Annotated in this window: 22 protein-coding genes; all 22 read left to right on the top strand. The window is 49.9% G+C overall.

Translation table 11 applies throughout. From position 1 onward, the window contains the following. The first annotated feature begins 31 nt into the window (after positions 1-31). The gene (locus ACQG19_RS14270) at positions 32-1,498 is read left to right on the top strand and encodes a hypothetical protein (protein WP_058650777.1); all 1,467 of its coding nucleotides are present in this window, start codon (positions 32-34) and stop codon (positions 1,496-1,498) included. Continuing rightward, positions 1,495-2,259 (top strand): ankyrin repeat domain-containing protein, encoded by a 765-nt coding sequence (locus ACQG19_RS14265; protein WP_048972776.1) that lies wholly within the window; start codon positions 1,495-1,497, stop codon positions 2,257-2,259. Before ACQG19_RS14270 ends, ACQG19_RS14265 begins: the two co-directional genes overlap by 4 nt. Positions 2,260-2,301: 42 nt before the next feature. Further along, the gene (locus tag ACQG19_RS14260; protein ID WP_058678615.1) at positions 2,302-3,075 is read left to right on the top strand and encodes an ankyrin repeat domain-containing protein; all 774 of its coding nucleotides are present in this window, start codon (positions 2,302-2,304) and stop codon (positions 3,073-3,075) included. Then, on the top strand, positions 3,072-3,917 hold the full coding sequence (locus tag ACQG19_RS14255) for an immunity protein Tsi6 family protein (protein ID WP_246932640.1): 846 nt from the start codon (positions 3,072-3,074) through the stop codon (positions 3,915-3,917). The genes ACQG19_RS14260 and ACQG19_RS14255 overlap by 4 nt, the downstream gene beginning before the upstream one ends. Before the next feature lie 51 nt (positions 3,918-3,968). Next, entirely contained in the window at positions 3,969-5,024 is a 1,056-nt protein-coding gene (gene tri1, locus ACQG19_RS14250; RefSeq protein ID WP_246932638.1) for an ADP-ribosylarginine hydrolase Tri1, read from the top strand. Between the two features lie 21 nt (positions 5,025-5,045). Further along, a complete protein-coding gene (locus ACQG19_RS14245) occupies positions 5,046-5,393 on the top strand; it encodes an immunity protein Tsi6 family protein (protein WP_246932636.1) in 348 nt (115 codons plus the stop codon). A gap of 96 nt (positions 5,394-5,489) precedes the next feature. Then, positions 5,490-7,418 carry a type VI secretion system Vgr family protein gene (locus ACQG19_RS14240; protein ID WP_335281228.1) on the top strand — a complete coding sequence of 643 codons (1,929 nt, stop codon included), beginning with the start codon at positions 5,490-5,492 and terminating at the stop codon, positions 7,416-7,418. 49 nt (positions 7,419-7,467) lie between these two features. Then, on the top strand, positions 7,468-8,568 hold the full coding sequence (tri1, locus tag ACQG19_RS14235; RefSeq protein ID WP_246933002.1) for an ADP-ribosylarginine hydrolase Tri1: 1,101 nt from the start codon (positions 7,468-7,470) through the stop codon (positions 8,566-8,568). Between the two features lie 141 nt (positions 8,569-8,709). Further along, complete coding sequence (locus ACQG19_RS14230; RefSeq protein ID WP_246933003.1) at positions 8,710-9,147, top strand: hypothetical protein; 438 nt, start codon at positions 8,710-8,712, stop codon at positions 9,145-9,147. 243 nt (positions 9,148-9,390) lie between these two features. Next, positions 9,391-11,313 carry a type VI secretion system Vgr family protein gene (locus tag ACQG19_RS14225; protein ID WP_335281221.1) on the top strand — a complete coding sequence of 641 codons (1,923 nt, stop codon included), beginning with the start codon at positions 9,391-9,393 and terminating at the stop codon, positions 11,311-11,313. 10 nt (positions 11,314-11,323) lie between these two features. Then, entirely contained in the window at positions 11,324-11,806 is a 483-nt protein-coding gene (locus ACQG19_RS14220; RefSeq protein ID WP_246931645.1) for a hypothetical protein, read from the top strand. Positions 11,807-11,921: 115 nt separating this feature from the next. Continuing rightward, positions 11,922-12,362: a hypothetical protein gene (locus tag ACQG19_RS14215; RefSeq protein WP_246931647.1), complete on the top strand. Its 441-nt coding sequence runs from the start codon at positions 11,922-11,924 to the stop codon at positions 12,360-12,362. 3 nt (positions 12,363-12,365) lie between these two features. Further along, positions 12,366-13,442: a hypothetical protein gene (locus tag ACQG19_RS14210; RefSeq protein WP_246931650.1), complete on the top strand. Its 1,077-nt coding sequence runs from the start codon at positions 12,366-12,368 to the stop codon at positions 13,440-13,442. Positions 13,443-13,517: 75 nt separating this feature from the next. Next, entirely contained in the window at positions 13,518-13,958 is a 441-nt protein-coding gene (locus ACQG19_RS14205; RefSeq protein WP_029882748.1) for a DcrB-related protein, read from the top strand. A 3-nt stretch (positions 13,959-13,961) separates the two neighbouring features. After that, entirely contained in the window at positions 13,962-18,395 is a 4,434-nt protein-coding gene (locus ACQG19_RS14200) for an RHS repeat-associated core domain-containing protein (RefSeq protein ID WP_246931652.1), read from the top strand. A gap of 5 nt (positions 18,396-18,400) precedes the next feature. Continuing rightward, positions 18,401-18,607 carry a hypothetical protein gene (locus tag ACQG19_RS14195; protein WP_032674991.1) on the top strand — a complete coding sequence of 69 codons (207 nt, stop codon included), beginning with the start codon at positions 18,401-18,403 and terminating at the stop codon, positions 18,605-18,607. 565 nt (positions 18,608-19,172) lie between these two features. After that, a complete protein-coding gene (locus ACQG19_RS14190; RefSeq protein WP_222168478.1) occupies positions 19,173-19,415 on the top strand; it encodes a hypothetical protein in 243 nt (80 codons plus the stop codon). 151 nt (positions 19,416-19,566) lie between these two features. Beyond that, a complete protein-coding gene (locus ACQG19_RS14185; protein WP_222168477.1) occupies positions 19,567-20,049 on the top strand; it encodes a hypothetical protein in 483 nt (160 codons plus the stop codon). Positions 20,050-20,075: 26 nt separating this feature from the next. Beyond that, positions 20,076-20,552, top strand: coding sequence for a hypothetical protein (locus tag ACQG19_RS14180; protein ID WP_047023016.1), 477 nt, complete (start codon positions 20,076-20,078; stop codon positions 20,550-20,552). A gap of 80 nt (positions 20,553-20,632) precedes the next feature. Then, positions 20,633-21,013, top strand: a complete 381-nt coding sequence (locus ACQG19_RS14175) for a hypothetical protein (RefSeq protein WP_047023015.1) — start codon at positions 20,633-20,635, stop codon at positions 21,011-21,013. A gap of 16 nt (positions 21,014-21,029) precedes the next feature. Further along, positions 21,030-21,395, top strand: a complete 366-nt coding sequence (locus ACQG19_RS14170) for a hypothetical protein (protein WP_047361543.1) — start codon at positions 21,030-21,032, stop codon at positions 21,393-21,395. Positions 21,396-21,511: 116 nt separating this feature from the next. Further along, a complete protein-coding gene (locus tag ACQG19_RS14165) occupies positions 21,512-21,790 on the top strand; it encodes a YciI family protein (protein ID WP_222168504.1) in 279 nt (92 codons plus the stop codon). The last annotated feature ends 51 nt before the right edge of the window (positions 21,791-21,841 follow it).

Here is a 21,841-nt window from a genome sequence, read left to right as displayed (position 1 = left end):
GCGAAAAGGGACTGGTAACAGGACGGAGCGAATGTACAACATAAAATTTGTCTATCTTTTCAGCGAGAACGTCTCGCCCGCGCTTTTTGCGAAAATTATCCGCCCGTCCGTTGCCGGGCAGTGGATTATGTCGGTGCCCGACAATTCGCTGCGCTCGCTGTTTACACGTTACGACTTGCTGCACTCCATCACAGGCGCGAATCCTTATCAGTCCGGGCGCGATACCCGTAAGCTGATTGTGCAGGATCTCGACATGGGCAGAGTGGTGGCGATCGACGAGAGCTATCGTAACTGGTCGTCAGTGACGGAGATATTTTATATCAATGCTGATGGCCGTCTGCAGGCTGCCTCGTTGGACGGTCTGGGCTGGTACCCGGTGAGTACAATTGTCGACCGCTACGAAACCATGGTGCGAACCTATGGCTCCCGCCCTGCGCCAACGGTGCTGCCGAAGCAGGTAGTCAAATCCAAAGCGGCACAGATGCCGGATGAGCCGACGCCGGGCAAAGACGGTAAAACCTATGCGGCACAGCTGGAGAATATGACCAAAGCTGAACGCTGGCAGGCGCGTAAGGATCTGATTGCGAAGGGGAGTAATAGCCTCTATCCGGATGCGCAAATCGCGGCTAAGCGGCTGGCGGCGAATAATATCGCGGTTGAGAAAGCGAAGCTGGCAGAGAATGTGTATAAGACCGTGAACCCGCTTGAGGCCACGCCGGGAGTACCGGAGGGGTGGAAGGATATCAGTAATGATGCGGGTGCTTTGCAAAAGTTTGGCCTTAAAAGCAAAGATCTTTTCGATAGAGCTGACTCACCTGATTTTCTGTCACGCGTATATCAGCCTGATCCGGGTGTATTCGGTAAAGACATGAATTCGACGCTGGTTTTTAGAGGATCGAGGGAACCGGGGTTGCCATCGCTTTCAGAGCATCTGGACTCGCTGCGAAATAAAAATGGATTCGCCTCAATAAAAAATGGTGCCGACTGGGCGAATAACTTTAAGCAAGGAATAGGGTTTGAAGCACCTTATTACCGCAGTGCAGTGCAACTGGGTGAAAAAATAGCAATGTCTTCCCAGCCGATTGATATTGCTGGGCATTCTTTAGGGGGCGGCTTGGCCTCGGCAACGTCTATAGCGAGTGGAAAAGCGGCCTGGACATTTAATGCGTCAGGGTTAAATAGCGGGACAGTAGAAAAATATGGCGGACGTTTGTTGGGAAGCGCTGAAAACATACAGGCCTACCGCGTCAAAGGAGAGCTGCTGACTAAAATTCAGGAAGTCGATCTTGTTGAAGACTTCAAAATGGTGAGAGGACATGTCCCGTCCTTAATCGCTAAAGAAGAGTTGTCAGCACTGGCACCTGATGCCGCAGGTATTCCTCATGATCTGCCTGGTGGGGTTGGTGGAGCACTCGACAGGCACGGGATTGGACAAGCCATTAATTGTATAGAACAGCAAAAAGACGAAGATATTTCGATAATCAGGAGTCGTTTGTGAATAAGCTTTTTGTATCCTTTTTCGTGATTCTCTTTTCATTGCTGATTCAGGGGTGTAAACAAGATATGGATCTAAATCCACAAGATTATTTCAGCGGTCAGCAACTGGTTCTGGCTGAAGATATTCAGCGTGGCGATATTGACGGTGTTGAAAAACTTGCGCCGCAAACTGATCTTAACAAACCAGGTAAGCAAGACATGACGCTTCTGTTTTGGGCGCTTGGTAACAGTATCAATGACAATAAAACTCCTTCTCGATTAAAAATCGTCACTTTATTGGTTAAGTCTGGTGCTGATCCCCTGCAACCGAGGCCGCAGGGTAAAAGCAGTCCCGCTGAGTTTGTATTGAATGCGGACAGTGCAGATTGGATCAATGCTTTACTCGACGGGGGATTATCGCCTGACGCTAAAGATAAAACGTTTCATGAGCCTATAATTTTTGAAACCATCAAAGCAAAAAATACGGACACGCTTGAGGCTCTGCTGGATCGAGGGGCAAACATTAATATCACTGATTCACTAAACAGTACATTATTGTTTGAAGCCTTAAACTATCATGCTTATGATCACGTAATGCTACTGCTGAAACGGGGTGCTGATACAGAAATTAGAGCCAAAAATGGCTGGACGATGGGTAACCAACTCCAACGCTATCTTGAAAGAGCTAAAGAAGGTAGTGATGAGTATAAAAAACTTAACGAAATAAAAGAACTCCTTATTCAACATGGCGGTAAATGGCCACCTGCGCCAGTAAAACAATGATAAGCAGTAGGATATACGTTCAATATATTATATGGAATTGACGTGAAAATACGGTTAATTGCTAGCCTCATAGTGGTTTTCTTTTTTCTGATACAGGGATGTAGACAAAATTCGGATTTGAATCCCGAAGATTACTTTAGCGGCCAGCAGCTTATTCTGGCGCGGGCGATTGAAAGCGGCAATATGGATGAAGTCAAAAAATTTCTTCCGAAAACCGATCTCAATAAACCCGGTCAACATGATATGACGCTACTTTTTTGGGCGTTGACGAATACACTTTATGATAAGAAAACGCAACCGCGCTTACATATCGTGACCGAACTGATAAAGGCCGGTGCCGACCCGCTTCAGCCAAGACCCAATGGAAAAAGTAGCCCGGCAGAGTTTGTACTTATGGCCGACAGTGGAGACTGGATAAAGGCGATGCTGGATGGGGGATTATCTCCGAATGCGAAAGATTACGTTTTTAATAAACCAATTATTTTTCAAACTCTGGAAGCGAAAAACACCGAGACACTAAAAGCAATGCTTGATCGGGGCAGCAATATCGACATAACGGATTCCCTGGGTGAGACTCTGCTGATAAATGCTTTCGATTTTCATTCCTACGATCATGTTTTCCTTTTACTTGAGCGTGGGGCTGATCCTGACATTCGTGCTGATAACGGGTGGGCCTTAGGAAATCAGTTGCAGCGTTTTCTTGAAAGAGCGAAAAAAGACAGTGACGAGTATAAAAACCTTATCGCTATTAAAGAATCACTTATCCGACATGGTGGTAAGTGGCCACCCGAGCCGGTCAAAAGAGGGATTGAGTGAACATAAACGCAAAAAATAAAATACTCTATTTCTGGGGCATTATGGATGTCATCGGCATTGTGTTTTATTTTGTCGGCCCATACCACTTGCTTCAGTCATGGTGGGATTCTACCGGTGGGAATTTTGGTGTTATCATCTTCATGCTGATAGCAGGAGGGGTAAACGGTTTATTGACGGGTCTTTTTTACCTCGTATACCTTCTGTGGCCGGTTTCATTACTCTTTTCTGCCTGGTTTTTTTTCACAACTCACCGATATGCCGTCCGGTTTGCTCTGGCGCAGGAAGTGCTACGCCTGCTCACCATGAGTTGTTCGGTGACCTTGTTCCCGATGATTATTGTCGGTCTCGGAATGAGTGTTATATCTCTTAATATCACGCTGTTCATTTTGTCCGAAATAGTAAAAATTGGCTCGCTCATATTTGTCATGAAAAAATGGGATGCGGGTGATGGGGTAAACAAATTTTTGCCGTTAACTGAACGGGACTATATCGATAGGGCCCTCAGACTGGCGCAAAAAAGATATGCGGAAATTAATGGCAAGTACCCCAGGGAGCCAATTTTACATATGTATGATGAGATTGTGCAGCAGTTACGCATTCTGAAAAAGATTGTGATCAAAAACAAAGCTGACAAATCCGTATTAAAGAGAATGACTTTTGGCATTTATGCGGTCAGAGAATTTGAAAACTCAGATGAGCTCTTTTTCGAGAGACTGACGGAAGCATGGTATATCGCAGATCAACGTCTCCGTGGCGTTAAAGTGAAATTACCGCATGAAGTGGATCCTGACTATGTTCAGAAACAATGCGTACTGGCGGAAAAATACCCTGACGAGTTTTGAGAGTTATTGATATCATTTCCTCAATATATCTTTCCTCCTGAAGGATCCATAATGGTCGATCTACACAGCGAAGATGCGGTAATTAATCACTATGCAGACCGCTACCGCAATCTTATGCCGTTAAACCCCAGGAAGGTGTCACGGCAAAAGAGTTCCGATAACGTCTGGGATGAAACATTGCCGCTCGTCACAACGGAGGTCGTTTCGCGCGATAACGCGCTCGGTGCCTTAGTGGGATTGGCCGTTGGCGATGCCGTCGGGACAACGCTTGAATTTAAAGCACGGGATAGCGAAAACGTTAGTGATATGCAGGGTGGTGGTCCCTTCATGTTATACGCGGGTGAATGGACAGACGACACATCCATGGCTTTGTGTGTGGCAGAAACCTATCTTGCCGAAAATCGAATGAATACAGATACCCTTAGAAAGTTCCTTCTGAGGTGGTATCAAACTGGAGAGAACAGCAGTAACGGACGTTGTTTCGATATTGGCAATACAACGCGTTTCGCTCTGGAACAATATCTACATGTTGGGCCTTCCTGGTACGGTAACACGGAGAAACATACCGCGGGGAATGCCGGACTTGTTCGCCAGGCTCCTGTGTCGATCTTCCGCCGAAAGTCACTCAGGGCGATTTATTTTGAATCGCAGGCACAGAGCAGAGCAACTCACGGGGCGGTAGAATCTATCGATGCATGTCAATTTTTGGGGCTGATTCTGCATCATCTGATTAATGGTCATCAAAAAGAAGAGGCATTTTCACCCCATGTTTTTCCTTTATGTGCACGGGTCATGATAATCAACGCGGGTGAGTACAAGCATAAAGCCCGTCATCAGATTCGTTCCAGCGGTTATGTAATCGATACGCTTGAAGCAGCAATGTGGGCGGTATGGAATACGGATAATTTCCGTGATGCGATCCTTCTTGCCACCAATCTGGCGGATGATGCCGATAGCGTCGCGGCAACGGCAGGGCAACTTGCCGGTGCATTGTATGGTTATTCTGAGATACCGCAGGACTGGAAAGACAAACTGGTACAACATGAACGTATTGCTGCGCTGGCGAGTGATTTGTTTGACAGAGCACCAGAGGACAACTTTCTCTAGTACGGGAGTTATAGGAGAAGCGTGAATAAACAAAGTTATACAGCGATGGATTATATTGAAAATGCCCTCGACGTTATTCAGGAGCGAAAGTCTATTCATCCTTCTTTTTCTTTGTATAACGTGGCTGAAAAACAAGTGGCGTATGTCAGGGATATCCTGACAGGAAAGAATAAAGATAAAAGTAAACTCCATACGTTAAATCTTGGCGCTATGGCTGCAAAAGAATTTGAAACTACCGATGAAGAGCTTGCCCGACATCTGTCAAATGTAAACTACATCGCTTCGCAGATGGCGCAAGGGTTAAAAGTTATTCTTCCTCATGAGCAGGATAATGAATATCTAAAAAGGCAAAAGCGGTATCGAAATTAAGCAGACGGTGACTTGTGCATATCCCAAAACGTCTTGTCAAAAATCTCGTCTTTGTTGATACATTTATTTAGCATAAAACATTACGGAATAACGATTATGCTCAACCGAATTACCGTCCAGCTCCCCGTCGAGGGGCTGCTTTTCTGGAAACTCTCCGGCCGCGAGGCGATGTCCGAGTCGTTCGCCCTGACGCTGACCCTGCTCGGCACGGATGCGCGTATCGACCGCAGCAAACTGCTGGGCCAGCCGGTCACGGTGACCATCCCCACCCAGAACCTGCTTACCCCGCGCTACATCAACGGCAAAGTCACGCGCGTGGCGGTGAGCGCCGTTGAGCTGACGGGCACGCGCTATGCGGTGTATCAGCTGACGGTGGAGCCGGACCTGTGGCCGATGAAGCGCGACCGTAACCTGCGTATCTTCCAGGGCCAGACGGTGCCGCAGATTGTGAAAACCCTGCTGGGCGAGCATCAGGTCAACGTGGAAGATAAGCTTACCGGCAGCTACCGGGTGTGGGACTACTGCGTCCAGTATCAGGAGTCGAGCCTGGACTTCATCAGCCGCCTGATGGAGCTGGAGGGAATAGCGTATTACTTCAGCCACGAGGCCGACAAACACACCCTGGTGCTCACCGATGCCGCCACGCAGCATCAGCCGTTCAGCGGTTACGAGGTCATCCCCTATCACCAGACGCCGTCCGGCGGCAGCACGGACGAAGAGGGCATCAGCCAGTGGGCGCTGGAGGACAGCGTCACGCCGGGCATTTACAGCCTCGACGACTACGACTTCCGCAAGCCGAACGCGTGGCTGTTCCAGGCGCAGCAGAACCCGGCCTCGCCGAAACCGGGCAGCATTGACGTGTACGACTGGCCTGGGCGCTTTGTGGAGACCGGGCATGCGGAGTTCTACGCCCGCATTCGCCAGGAGCGCTGGCAGGTGGAGCATCAGCAGATTCAGGCCACGGCCACGGCAGCGGGAATTGCGCCGGGCCACACCTTCACCCTGACCAACGCACCGTTCTTCAGCGATAACGGTGACTATCTGGTGACGGCGGCCGGGTATCATCTGGAAGAGAACCGCTATGCCAGCGGCGAAGGGGAGACCATCCACCGCATCGATTTCACGGTTATCCCGGCGTCGGTGTCGTTCCGTCCGGCGCAGTCCACGGCGTGGCCGCGTACCTACGGCCCGCAGACGGCGAAGGTTGTCGGGCCCCAGGGAGAGAGCATCTGGACGGACAAATATGGCCGCGTGAAGGTGAAATTCCACTGGGACCGTCTGGCAAAAGGGGACGACACCAGCTCCTGCTGGGTGCGTGTGTCGAGCGCCTGGGCGGGTCAGGGTTACGGCGGGGTGCAGATCCCGCGCGTGGGCGATGAGGTGGTGGTGGACTTTATCAACGGTGACCCGGACCGTCCTATTATCACCGGGCGCGTGTACAACGATGCCAGCATGCCACCGTGGGCGCTGCCGGCAGCGGCGACGCAGATGGGCTTTATGAGCCGCACGAAAGATGGCTCCGTGGATAATGCCAACGCCCTGCGGTTTGAGGACAAGGCGGGTGCGGAACAGGTGTGGATCCAGGCCGAGCGCAATCTCGATATCAACGTCAAAAATGATGAATCGCATGCCACGGAAAAAAATCGAACCCAATATGTGGGAGAGGATGAAACCTTACGGGTGGCAAAAAATCAGAAGGCAGGGGTTAAAGGGGATGTGGTCTGCCTGACGGGCAACAGCCGCAGCGATAAAGTTGTTAATGACTTTATTATTTCAGCGGGCAATACGTTGAGGCTGGAGTGTGGTGAAAGCGCCATTGAATTATCAAAAGACGGGAGCGTGAATATCATTGGCAATAACTTTAACTTTACCGCTAAACAGAGTGCGCAAATAAACACGCTTTCCGGGGAGCTGCATCTTAACCCTGCTGATGGCAGCAATGCCATCGATGCGCCAGGGGCATCTCACCAGACAGCAATCCAGCAGGAAGTGGATGGTTTTTTTGTTTTCAATGCTAATAAGTAAACGTAATTAGAAACATAAAAATCGGTTAGCTAGCGCGAAAGGAATTCCCATGATCGATCTACATTCTGATTTGAATACGATATTGAAATACGTCGATAAGTATCGTAATTACTTACCCGCTAGCGATCCTGTTACCCAGCAGAGGATGCAATATAATTATGATAATAAACCATTAGACTCATGCTCGAACAGTTATGTACAAAAAAAATGGGACTCGACACCGTCTTGTCATATTCCATCCGAACAATCACGGGATCGTGCAATAGGTGCGCTTATTGGTCTTGCTGTTGGAGATGCTGTTGGTACTACGCTCGAGTTTTTACCTCGTGACATTGCTCATGTAAATGATATGGAAGGCGGTGGGCCATTTCGACTTCACGCAGGTGAATGGACGGATGATACATCCATGGCATTATGTCTTGCTGAAACGCTTCTTGAAAAAGGTGATGCAGATACAACCTGCTTCCGGAGTAAACTTCTGGATTGGTATCAGCATGGTTATAATAGTTCTAATGGTGTTTGCTTTGATATAGGCAATATGACGCGTTATGCTTTGGAGCAATATTCAAAGTTTGGAGCGGGCTGGAACGCTAATACTGCACCCGAAGCTGCAGGCAATGCTTCTATTATTAGACTGGCGCCGGTCTCAATTTTTTTTAGAAATTCAATAAAAAAAGCATTCTACGAAGCTAAAAAACAGAGTATTGCTACACATGGTGCCGCGGAGTCAATAAATAGTGCACAGTATTTAAGCTATTTACTCGTACTTATGATTAACGGTCGCAACAAAGAGTTTACTTTTGCGCCACACATCCTGCCGCTACAGCCGCGTGTCATGATCGTCAACGCCGGTGAGTATAAGCAAAAAACACGCGACCAGATACGTTCAAGTGGTTATGTTATCGACACACTTGAGGCCGCAATGTGGTCCGTATGGAATACTGATAATTTCCGTGATGCCATTCTACTGGCGGCCAATCTTGCCGATGATGCGGATAGCGTTGCGGCGACGGCGGGACAAATAGCAGGCGCGTTGTATGGTTATTCCGGTATTCCGCTGGAGTGGAGAAACAAACTTGTACAACACGAACGTATCACAAAAATTGCAGGTGAATTGTTTGAAAGGGCACCTGAAGGTATTTTCGTATAATAACTTATTTTTTATCCTCCCTTATTTGTATTATCCTTTCTGTTTTTTGGATTGTCTGGATGAAAACTGATGAAACTAATATAACCCTTGCTTTGGCAGAGAATAGGGTGGAGAGATTAATGTGTATAAATAAGGAATGTTATGATGCATTGGTTCTTCTTTATTCTCTTTATGATTTGGACGCTAGCACTCGTCTGGAATGGAAAGGATTTGTATAATAAAAAACAGTGGATCCTGACAGGGGGGATGTTCGTCTTGGTGTTACTGGCGACTGTTGTTATTGGTTTTTTGTTGAAATGGCTTGCCCAGTCAATTTCATTATTTTCCCTTGCTACGGCCAAACAATATTCGATTATGTTTTCTATGTCTTTTCTGTGCGTATGGGGGTTAAAGTTCACTGTAGTGTTGCTATGCACGATTTTTTCCGGGATAACGAAGGGGCATAAAAGGTACAACGCGGAGAATTATGAAGAAATGTTGTCTGTGATGCGTGCCGTCTCTCCAGGATTAGTTATTGTTGCTAAGGCCATAATTTCACTGGGAGGTTTCCTTATGTTTTCGGGTTTATGGCTTAAGTAAGCACGATGATTGAGATGATATAATTCGTACCAACCTTTCCCCTTTTTCGTTTTGAAAAAAAGTGACCTCACGGTATTCATATAGGACCATTCAAATAAAGCCGCTGGAAATGTGGTTTTATTTTTGCGGCAAGGAAAGTCAATCTTACAGATACTCATTATCGCATCAACAGCGTTTCCGCATTGCGTACTGACGATGAGTTAACGTCTGGCACTGAGATTAGCCCATAGTGGAATAACGATTATGCTCAACCGAATTACCGCCCAGCTCCCCGTCGAGGGGCTGCTTTTCTGGAAACTCTCCGGCCGCGAGGCGATGTCCGAGTCGTTCGCCCTGACGCTGATCCTGCTCGGCACGGATGCGCGTATCGACCGCAGCAAACTGCTGGGCCAGCCGGTCACGGTGACCATCCCCACCCAGAACCTGCTTACCCCGCGCTACATCAACGGCAAAGTCACGCGCGTGGCGGTGAGCGCCGTTGAGCTGACGGGCACGCGCTATGCGGTGTATCAGCTGACGGTGGAGCCGGACCTGTGGCCGATGAAGCGCGACCGTAACCTGCGTATCTTCCAGGGGCAGACGGTGCCGCAGATTGTGAAAACCCTGCTGGGCGAGCATCAGGTCAACGTGGAAGATAAGCTCACCGGCAGCTACCGGGTGTGGGACTACTGCGTCCAGTATCAGGAGTCGAGCCTGGACTTCATCAGCCGCCTGATGGAGCTGGAGGGAATAGCGTATTACTTCAGCCACGAGGCCGACAAACACACCCTGGTGCTCACTGACGCCGCCATGCAGCATCAGCCGTTCAGCGGTTACGAGGTCATCCCCTATCACCAGACGCCGTCCGGCGGCAGCACGGACGAAGAGGGCATCAGCCAGTGGGCGCTGGAGGACAGCGTCACGCCGGGCATTTACAGCCTCGACGACTACGACTTCCGCAAGCCGAACGCGTGGCTGTTCCAGGCGCAGCAGAACCCGGCCTCGCCGAAACCGGGCAGCATTGACGTGTACGACTGGCCTGGGCGCTTTGTGGAGACCGGGCATGCGGAGTTCTACGCCCGCATTCGTCAGGAGCGCTGGCAGGTGGAGCATCAGCAGATTCAGGCCACGGCCACGGCAGCGGGTATTGCGCCGGGCCACACCTTCACCCTGACCAACGCACCGTTCTTCAGCGATAACGGTGACTATCTGGTGACGGCGGCCGGGTATCATCTGGAAGAGAACCGCTATGCCAGCGGCGAAGGGGAGACCATCCACCGCATCGATTTCACGGTTATCCCGGCGTCGGTGTCGTTCCGTCCGGCGCAGTCCACGGCGTGGCCGCGTACCTACGGCCCGCAGACGGCGAAGGTTGTCGGGCCCCAGGGAGAGAGCATCTGGACGGACAAATATGGCCGCGTGAAGGTGAAATTCCACTGGGACCGTCTGGCAAAAGGGGACGACACCAGCTCCTGCTGGGTGCGTGTGTCGAGCGCCTGGGCGGGTCAGGGTTACGGCGGGGTGCAGATCCCGCGCGTGGGCGATGAGGTGGTGGTGGACTTTATCAACGGTGACCCGGACCGTCCTATTATCACCGGGCGCGTGTACAACGATGCCAGCATGCCACCGTGGGCGCTGCCGGCAGCGGCGACGCAGATGGGCTTTATGAGCCGCACGAAAGATGGCTCCGTGGATAATGCCAACGCCCTGCGGTTTGAGGACAAGGCGGGGGCGGAACAGGTGTGGATCCAGGCCGAGCGAAATATGGATACCAGCATCAAGAATGACGAAACGCACAGCGTCGGCGGCGAGCGTAGCCATTACGTAAAGAAAAATGAACTGCATCGTGTGGAAGCGAATCAGATCCAGGCGGTAAAAGGCGGAACCGAGATCCTGACCGGCAAAGGAAAGCTGGATGCGGCGGTGGAGCAGTATGTCGTTGCCTCCGGCACCAAACTGCGGCTGGTGTCAGGTGAAAGTGCGATTGAACTTAACGCTAACGGCAAAATTAGCCTGATCGGTAAAGAGTTTAACTTCTTCGTTGAAGGGGATGGTCACATCACCACGGGCGGTAAGCTGCATCTCAATACGTCAGGCGCTAAGCCAGGCACAACAGCGCCGGGCGCGGGGCACAAAGGAGACATTGATGCGGCGGTTCAGGCGAAATTCACGACCAAGGGTGATTAAGGCTGGAGCGGTGCTTGTCGCGTTATTAGCGATGGGCATGCCAGAAGGACACGCAACGAAAAAAGATCTCTGGATGTTCATTGCAGAGATGAGTGCTTCACTTAGAACGCTATCCAACACCAGTGTTAATGATCTGCCGTTGCAGTTTACGCTGACAAAAGATAATGAATACATTCACTTCTATCATGCCGATGATGTCAGGCTGGCGGACGATATGCGCATTACCGGGATTGATTTACGGGTAAGCAAAGAGCGCGACGGCATTGCACCGTTATTGAATTTTTCCCCGTCAGGTCTGTGCATCACACTCGATGCCGTTAAAAAGCATTATCCGGAGCTGGTGTTAACGGATTATCCCCGAGGCCGCTCCGGAAATGAAGTGACCAGCTATACCGCGCCAGAAGATATGAATGGACAAAAGGTTAGTTTCAGTTTCTCCGTAAATAAACCTGATTGTCTGGACTCGGTTGTCATTAACGCGGGCAATGATTAACGTGAAAAATTACATTTTAATATTTCTCCGTTTTACCGCGATATTTTTCTCTCTGAACTGCTATGGGGTGTATGCACATAATATGCCGCCGGTTTTAGTTAACCAGGATTTTACTGTGCAGATGGAAGATGAGACTGTCACATTGGGCGAAAGATGGACAGATGACGTTGCGCGTAAAATTGAGGTACCGATAGAAGGTAATTTTGTCGGTGAGGTTCCTTTTGACGGAACCCACTATAAATTCTACCAGCATCAAAAGGTGGGGTTTGACATATATGTTTCCAATCTCTGGTGGGATAAGGTCGAACGCAATGCTGACGATTATATCGTATCGCAAATTACCCTTACCGCCGGGGAGGGCAAAACACCGCGCGGTATTCATGTAGGGTCAACAGCCAGGGAACTCAGTAATGCATATGGCAAGGGTCAGATGGAAAATGATGCCGGGGAACAATGGTGTTTTTATCAATTGGGTAACAAGCTTCTCTCGTTCGGGATTAAAGACAGCAAGGTTGTGACAATAACAATGAATTACGATAATGGCGCCCAAGAGTAATTTATGGCCAGGAAAAATTTAGCATGCGCATTGTTCACCGCGCTTTTACTGGGCTCAGTTGAAACCTCAGCCGCGCTTGATCTATCGCAATACAATAGGCTCGATACCGTAGACCACATCGTTAACGACAGCGAAGTGAATGAGACGCTCAGGAAGACGCTGGGCAGCGATTACGAGACGTTTATTAGCAATTTTGATGTCTTTGGCGAACCCCATTCAACCTCAGGCGGAGGCCTGTTTGTTGAAGGCTGGCTTAACGATCTTTATCTGGAGAATGCGTCAGCTTTGGTCGTTGAACCTGACGGAAAAATCTATACGGCCTGGGTCGTTCCTGAATCAGACGTTATTCATTATCAGTCATCTGATCATCGTCAGGTGGTGAATGCTGATATTCAGCAATGGGCTGCCAGATTCAAAGCGATGCATTTTGCAACGAACAGCCAGGCAAAATTAACGTTTGATGGGGTGTGGGCAGGCACGTTCGGCACTGACTCGACGCTAACCCTGCGTTTAACGGAATCAGGCGACCGTATCTCCGGGTCATATTGCTATATCTCTCAGAGAGGAAACCGCATCGATTGTCCCGCAGGGGATGAACACAATCTAAGCGGTGCTATCACGGGCAATCGTGCAAACGTTAAGTTTGACTCCTCGTTTGGCGGTGTGGATGGACGAGCAGTTCTGGAAATTAACGGAAGCAAAATGGCGTGGCGTTTAGTCACGCCTCCTCAAAAAGGTCGTTATTATGCTCCGCTGCGTTATACGTTAAATAAAGCGGCTCCCGTTCATAACGTTGAAACCAGAAAGCTGGATACCGATAAGTTCAGTATTTCTCTGGTAAATAACTGCGGGCGTTTCGAGAGTGAGTGTGGCCAGATGTATTATCTTGGCGTTCGCAAAAGTGATAACAGTACGATCTCCTTAAAGGGGAAAACGCTTCAGGATCCCACAGGTAAAATAACCGGCTCAACCTATAAGAATGGGGACGTTACCTATACCGTGACCTATGCACCACTGAAACTGGTTGTCAGCAAAGGCGGCCATATTTTGGTTGAGCAGTCGGGCCACTGGCTTGAATAACGAAACAGCCGTTCAAAAGGCCAAATCAAACCGGACACTTTATTTCTTTCAATATTAATCATCCCGAGTCCACCTATGAAATACACCCTCCAGGAAGGTTCGTTTTCCCTTTTTCCTGCTGCCTGGCAGGATAACACGATGAACATCATTCGCGATGACGAAAGCGGTCTGTCTGTGGTTGTCAGTCGCGGGGTTATCCCGGATGGCAGCGATCATGAGAAAGAGTTCCACCGCCAGTGGGAGCTGCTGCGCCCACAGATGGGGGAGATCGTCCAGAGTGAATTTCAGCGCGTAAAAGCCGGTCCTGACGGAAAAATCAACGGTCTGGAAGTTGAAACCTCGTTTGACCGTAACGGCCAGCGCCTGTGGCAAAAACAGCTGGCGGTGCAGACCCCGGGTAAACCGGTCCTGATGATTTTTACTCTCTCGGCACTCAGAGCATTCAATGAAGAAGACGAGGCGCGCTGGAGCGCGCTTAAGCAAAGTTTGACGCTTAACGACAACCGGAATGTGTAAGGCATGAGCGATAACAACGCGGCCCGCAAGGGTGACGAGATTATTCACTCCAGCATTTTCGCGGATATCACCAGCATTGTGGCGGAAGGTGCCGCCTACGCGGTGATCGGCGCGGCGGTAGGGCTGGCAGCAACTGCCGCCGCACCACTGCTGGGGGCCGGGGCCGCCGCTGCGGGCGTGGCGGCGATTGGATCCAGCTGCCTGTTAAGCGGGATCGTCGGTGGCGTACTGGCTAACCTGGCGGGTGTTACCGACGATATCAGTAATATCGCGGAGGGGCTGGGTGATGCGCTGTTCCCGCCGTCACCCGCAGGTAAAATCACCACCGGCTCCAGCAACGTGCTCACCAATAGCCTTCCCGCTGCACGCGCGGCCGGAACGCTGACCCCCGCAGATACGCCACCCCCAGAGCCACAGTCACCGGGTAGTTTTGCCGATTACGCCGGCATGTTGCTCTCTGCTGCCGGACAGTTCGGCAGCGAAATGTGGCAGCCGAGCGTGGCCTCCGCTGCGGCGGGTACATCGCCGCTGGAAGAGGATAAGGTCGCGTGTGAAAAACACTCCGGACCACAGTATCTGGCGGAAGGCTCTAAAAGCGTCTTTATCAATGGACAACCGGCAGTACGTGCCAAAGATCGCACCACCTGCGAAGGCACCGTTTCCGATGACGTTTCCCCGAATGTGATCATCGGCGGCGAGACGCTGACGGTTCGCGATATCAAGAGCGGCAAAACGCCGGGGCTGGCACTGGGGATGATTGCGCTCTCCCTGCTGCGCGGCCGTCCGGGCAAGATTTTAAAAAACATGCCCTGTGCCCTGGCAGCAGCCGGGGGCGGGATGCTGGCCGATATGGCCGTCAATGCCGTATTTGGTTCCTCGCACCCGGTTCATGCCGCCACCGGCGTGAAGGTGCTGAATGACGATGATGAGCTCGATTTCTCGCTGCCTGGGCGTTTTCCGCTTCGCTGGCAGCGCAGTTATAACAGCCTGACCACCCGCGAAGGGTTGTTTGGCCTGGGCTGGGCAACCACCTTTGACAGTTATCTGACGCTTGAAGAGAACAATGCCACCTGGTTCGACGAAACCGGGCGTGAGCTGAGCTTTGAACTGCCACCCGTCGACCGCGCATTCTACAGCATCAGCGAGGGTATCATCATCCGCTGCAACGAGAGCGGTGATGTGGCGATAGCCGATGATGACGGCGCGGTGTGGCGCCTGTATAAACCGACACGCGCCAATCCATCCGTTCTGCGTCTGGCCTCCCTTAGCGACGAATACGGCAACGCACTGCTGACAGAGTGGGATGAGCACGGCAGGCTGGTCGGTCTGCACGATGAGCCGCGGGCAATAGACGTCTCCCTGCGCTATGAGGACGAACGATTCCCGCAGCGCGTAACCGCTGCCAGCCATTTTGACGGCAGCCGTAGCTGGCCGCTGATGCAATGGGGTTACGATGCGCGTGGCCAGCTGGCGAGCGCGACGGATGCCTCTGGTGTAGTTACCCGCGAATACCGCTATAACGACCATGGCCTGATGGTCTGGCATCGTCTGCCGGGCGGGCTGGAAAGTGAATACCGCTGGAAAAAATTTGACCACTGGCGCGTGGTTGAAAACCGCACCAGCACCGGGGATGGCTGTCGCTTCACCTACGATCTTGACGCCGGGTTGACCACCGTCGAACACTACGATGGTCAGAAACGTCAGCACTACTGGAACGCGCAAAATCTGATCGTCCGCTACGTTGACGAGCGCGGCGAGAACTGGCGCTACACGTGGGATGAGAACGAGCTCCTCACGCAACGCATTGATCCGCTCGGGAACACCGTCACCTTCGTTTACGACGAGATGGGCAACCGGGTGCAGGAGATCGACCCTGACGGCAATGCCCGCACCACGACCTGGCTTGAACACCGCGCGCTACCGACGGCCATCATTGAAGCCGACGGCAGCGCTACCCGGTTCTGGTACGACGAACATCACGGCCTGAACCGCGTGGTGGACCCAATGGGGCAGACCACGCTGCTGCGCCGGGATGAGTTTGGTCAGGTCGTTGAAGAGGTGGATGCCGCCGGAAACAGCCGCCATCATGAGTACAACGAAGCAGGACAAGTGGTGCGTGCGACAGACTGCTCTGGCCACACCACCCGCTACCAATATCATCCGCTGGGCTGGTTGATGACCGAGACGGGCGCCGACGGCGAAGAGACGCGTTATCGCTACGACGCTGCCGGGCGCCCGGTACAGCTCGATCGCCCGGAAGGCTGGACAGAGTCGCTAAAATGGAACGAACGTGGCCTGCCGGTGAAGCATGCTGGCGCCGACGGGAAAGAAAGCGAGTTCAGATACGATGAGGCCGGACGCTTAACCGCCACGCGTAATACCCAGGGTGAAGAGGTACGCCGCCGCTGGGACAGCAGAGGGCGTCTGATTGCCCTTGAAAATGAAAACGGCGAAGCGTATCAGTTCCGCTGGGGGCCTGACTCGCTCTTGCTGGAGGAGGTGGGGCTCGATGGTGTGGCCTCGCAGTATCGCTACGACGCCTGTGGGCGCACGATAGCGCGCACCTTTGCTGCCGGTCATCCGAAGGCCATCACACACGCCTTTGCCTGGAGCGCGAGCGGGCAACTGGTCGCCCGCACTACGCCGGAAGGGCAGACCCGCTACCACTACACCCCGTCAGGGCTGCTGACCCGGATTGGGCTGCACCCGGCGCTTTCAGCCGACGCGTGGAGTACCGAGGCTGAGCAGGAGCTTTCCTTTGAGTATGACGCACTTGGTCGCGTGACCCGCGAAGCGGGCGAGCACGGTGAGCTGGCGTGGCAGTATGATGCCCTTAGCAACCGCACCTCCGTTACGCTGCCGGATGGCCGCGAACTCAAACAGTTCTACTACGGCAGCGGGCATCTGCTCAGCATTGCCCTTGATAAGCTGTCGGTATCCGACTTTACCCGCGACGAACTCCATCGGGAGACCAGCCGCACGCAGGGGCTGCTCACCACCCGCAGCGAATACGACCGTTTAGGTCGCCTTCATCGCCGGGATGTCTTCACCGGCAACGCACAGCGCCCGTCACCACGCCGCTGGACCCGCCGCTGGGATTACGACTACCGCAATAACCTGGTGCGGGAAGAACGGGACGATAACCCGTTCAGCTGGTACCGCTGGCAGTACGACAGCGCCGGGCGGCTGCTGGTTCAGGACGGCACGCTGCCCGGGCAGGAGCAGTGGCGCTGGGATGCGGCCGGTAACCCGCTCGACGGATCTGCTGAGAAGGTTACGCACAACCGCCTAACGCAGCTGAATGGCATTCGCTGGCGTTATGACATCCACGGCCGCACCGTGGAGAAGGATAACGGCCAGACCCGCTGGCACTACCGGTACGACGGTGAACACCGCCTGACGGAAGTGATCAGCCAGCCGCGGGATCGCAACAGGCCGCAGACGCAGGTCAGCTTCCGTTACGATCCGCTTGGGCGCCGCATCAGCAAAACGCGCCAGCAGATGCTGGGCGGACAGGCAACCGGTAAGCCCGTCACCACCCGGTTTGTCTGGGAAGGGTTCCGCCTGCTGCAGGAGCTGCACGGAGACGTGCCGCTGACCTATGTCTACAGCGATCAGGACAGCTACGACCCGCTGGCACGTATTGACGGCGTTGATGCTCCGGAGATTTTCTGGTTCCACTGCCAGCCGAACGGCACGCCGGAACGGATGACGGATATCGAAGGGCAGGTGCGCTGGGAAGGCGTTAACAGCGCCTGGGGCAAGCTGCTACGGGAAAGCGAGACGCAGCTATCAGGATATTCCCAGAACCTGCGGATGCAGGGGCAATACCTGGACCGTGAGACAGGGCTGCACTACAATCTGTTCCGGTATTACGACCCGGACTGCGGGCGGTTTACGCAGCAGGACCCGATAGGGCTGGCGGGAGGGATAAATCTTTACCAGTATGCGCCGAATGCGCTGGGTTGGGTGGATCCGTGGGGGTTGAGCCGTGAGTGTAGCGGTAAAACAAAACCTGATTTCTATGTTGGTCCAAGTGGCCCTAGTTCGACTATGCCTTCTATCGCATACCGGTATATGGATAGCAAATATGCTGCACAGACAATGGAAAATAAATCAGCACCATTAAGTTATTTTGGATATACGAAATATAAATCTGCACATGAAGCCAGGGATGCCTATCAAATATTTTATGAGAAAGGTAATCCTGATTCATGGAGTGATGCACGTTTACTGGGTGAGTTTGATACATTACAACTTTATAAAAATGGTATACCTCAGGTGCAAGTCCCTCTTGCCAATGGTGGCAGAGGGCCAGGTTATGAGCTTTTCACCAGTGCATATCCTGAGTATGGTAAAGGTGGGGCATTACAGTTGCTACCAGTCGAACGTAATTACCCTGTTGTTTTTGACCGTGTTACTATAATTCCGGAGTAAAAGCGATGACAGAAGAAGAGTTACGAAAGAATCTTGTTTTTTTAATAAAAAAATATGTTCGGGAAAGTCAACAGGAAGCATTTTATGATGACATATCAAAGCCTGATGTGCCAGTGAAAGGTATTTTAGCTGACTTTAATAAAGTCAAAACAAGAACCGTTGATGAAGCGGATGGAGATTTGATACGTGATATTTACTTTTATTTTTGCTAACTAATAGTTATGCGGGGAATTAATTTTTTCAGGTTGTTTATTATGTTTGTTTTTTATGGAAGGTGAGCAGGTTGATGCATGGGGAAGGGTAAATGATTCTTGACTCGTCCCAATCCTTACCCTCCTCTATGAGGGGTATTAGAAATATATTAATTACAGATTTTATTTTATATATCACGCATTACGCTGATTTCCTTCTTTTAACTTTATTCAAAACCTGTTCGCCGTTGATGATAATCCGTTCGAAGGGCGATTGAGAAAATTACCCCTAACCGGCTGCTGCAGAAGGTGCTCGGGGACGTGCCGATGACCTAATTATACTGCGACCAGACAGTGATGACCCGCTGGCACATACTGACGACGTTAATGCCCCAGAGATCTTCTGGTTCCACTGCCAGCCCAACGGCACGCCAGAGCGGATAGTGGATATCGAAGGGCAGATACGCTGGGAAGGCGTGAACAGGCTGAGGCAAGCTGCTGCTGGAAAGCGAGACACAGCTATCAGGACATCTCAAGAAGTTGATATGCCAAAACAAATCAGTATTTGAAGTAGGATATGACTCTCATGAACTACGATTCACATAATGAAGTACTCGATTATCTCAAGGTGTTTTTCAACGAAAGAGTAGATTCATCCATTTATTTAGAAAAACTAATGACTTTGATTGAAGGATCTCGCTCTGAAAAAACGGTGATAATAAGAGCTATTTATGAAACGTACATGCAGTATGTAAAACAAAATAGAGATGACATAAACGTTATTGCTGGGGAAAAAGAAATGTGGATTGATTTATTGCACCTTTGGTAATAAGACTTTATTATTATGCTGGTGCCATTGGAAATGGTTATAGGAAATGTAATTTCTACTCGGAAAAACTTTCCTCACATGAATGCTATCATGTTGCAGTCAGTTATATCATTAAGATCTTGTTAGGCAGTCAAAACTAAAGCAGGGGAACATGATTGAATTAAGTTTTAATCCGATTACCGGTGAGCTAAAATTTGATGATCTGCCTTTGGGAATTGATACTGAAGAAGGGTTTTGTAAGTGTGATTTATACCACGAATTAGTAAAGCGCAATGCTGCAAATAAAATCATGCCGAATCACTACCTTGTTGACTCAGTAGCGTTTTTCGACAAAGAATTTCAAGTTACTATACGTCCAGTGTGCTATGGATTTCCTTTTATGCTTCATCTTGTTGATAAAAATAGTCAATACTATAACGCATTAAATGACTGGAATGCGCGAACTAATATTCATATGCTTAATGACTCAGTGAAAAGCTTGTCTGATTGGCTGAAAGAATCATTAAACCTGGAAACGCCTGATACCACGGAAACAGACATGATGAGATGGCGCTTTGAATGGGGGCGGGTTTCCGTCTCATATGAGATAAAATCATTTAATCATGGGATATATATAGTTTGGAATATAACATAGTCACTTTCAGATAAGATGGTTTAGATATGTTAGAAATGCATTTTGATGTTAATAGTGGCTTGGTGGCCATTGATAACTACCCCCTTGAATTAAAGGATTTAGAGACGTTTAAAAATTCGGAGTTTTACAAGTTATTCTCACCATTTACGACAATAGGCCATTATTACTTCTCTATTGATAATATAGATTGGAAAGATCAAACTTTCATTTTGGAACTGAGGCCTTCAGTGTTTTCTTTTTCCCCTTCAATATTCCTTACAAGTAAGAATGGAAATTTTTATAAAACTTTAGGAGATTGGAATAAAAGAGCCAATTTGAGTAATTTATCTGAAGAAGAACAACGCTTGACAGCATGGATTGAGAGTGAAATAACCTCGCACCCCAAACTTAAAATTATCACTCCCCCATATGGAATTCAATGGGATCATGAATGGGGAAGAATTATTGTACAGTCTAATGAAAAAAGCTTCGATTGTGGTATTTATATCGAATGGAATGTTTGATTAAATAATGTTAGTGATTAATAAATCGCCCCGTTTTCTTCTCACGTTACTTGATTAACAAATTCAAAAGTTTAAAAGAAATGAAAATAACTAATCGACTGAAAAAGAAAATATTAGTCCTGGATGGCATAGATAATGAATTTATAGATTATGGCACAGAAATAGCATGCCCTGAATGCGAGGGTGTAATAATCTATTCCATCGTGAACTCATATGAGTTTGACTTGCTTTCTGAAGAGGTAAAACACTTCCTGGCTAAGAAAATGAGAGGTGTGAAGTTCGTCAGTGACAGTAATATATATATTTACGATGACAGCCAACTAAATGTTTCGCAAAACACATGTTCAAAGTGTTTAAAAGAGTTTTCTACTGTATTAACGTATAAAGAAGTGCAGCCAGCCCGATACCGGGTTTATCTTGTGGGGCTTTTTGAAGGTGATTTGAAACAGCTCAAACTTTAAAAGTTGAGGTTTGCCAATGATTGAAAATCTCATTTGTAGTAAAGAGAATGACCTGCTTCAATGGGCATGTAGTGAAAGTAACATACTGGTTAATATGCCATTTTTAGACTATGCAATGGTCGACTCAACACGCCAGTTAGTCTTTGCGTTAAGCGAGCCAAAGCCATTACAAACCGTTTTGACCATCTTCAATGCTCAGGGCGAAAAACTATTTTGGTCTGCACCTCCTGAAGGCGCGACTTTCTATTACTTAACATTCAACCTGTCAAAGGAAGTGGTCGTTGTCTGTAGCTATCCAGCAAAAAAAAACGGCTGGCATGATTGGTTTTACTCCTGGGATATGACGCGTAACGCGTTGTCTTGCTCAGGCCCTGCATATTAAGATCAAATGCGCCCAAAATGATAACCATAACCGGGTGGCAAAAGAGGGACTGCATAAGCAATTCCAACAAGCGACTAAAAAACACAGCTGAGAGGCAAAGGATGAGCACGGTTTAAATTGTCATTTTAACCTATATCAAACCACTCGAAGAGATTGATGCAGCGATACCTGCGCATGTTGAGTGGCTAAAAAAGGGGTATGCAGAGGGGATATTTCTGACTTCCGGAAGACGAATCCCAAGAACCGGTGGGGTCATTCTCGCTAAAAGTGAGAGTCTTGTCTCACTTGAAGAGCGACTACGCGAGGATCCGTTTCAGAGGTTAAAGCTTGCGACGGCTGACATCATTCCTTTTGAACCCAGCATGAAAACAGAACGCTTAGCCAATGTGTTTTGACCGCGCAATAAAAAAATCCACGCCAAAGCGTGGATTTTTTTCATTCATACC

It is taken from the genome of Enterobacter cloacae complex sp. 277I4 (genome assembly GCF_050031465.1).
Classification (GTDB): Bacteria; Pseudomonadota; Gammaproteobacteria; order Enterobacterales; family Enterobacteriaceae; genus Enterobacter; species Enterobacter cloacae.
The sequence above is the reverse complement of the archived record's forward strand: the minus strand, read 5'-3'. Positions and strand labels throughout refer to the sequence as shown.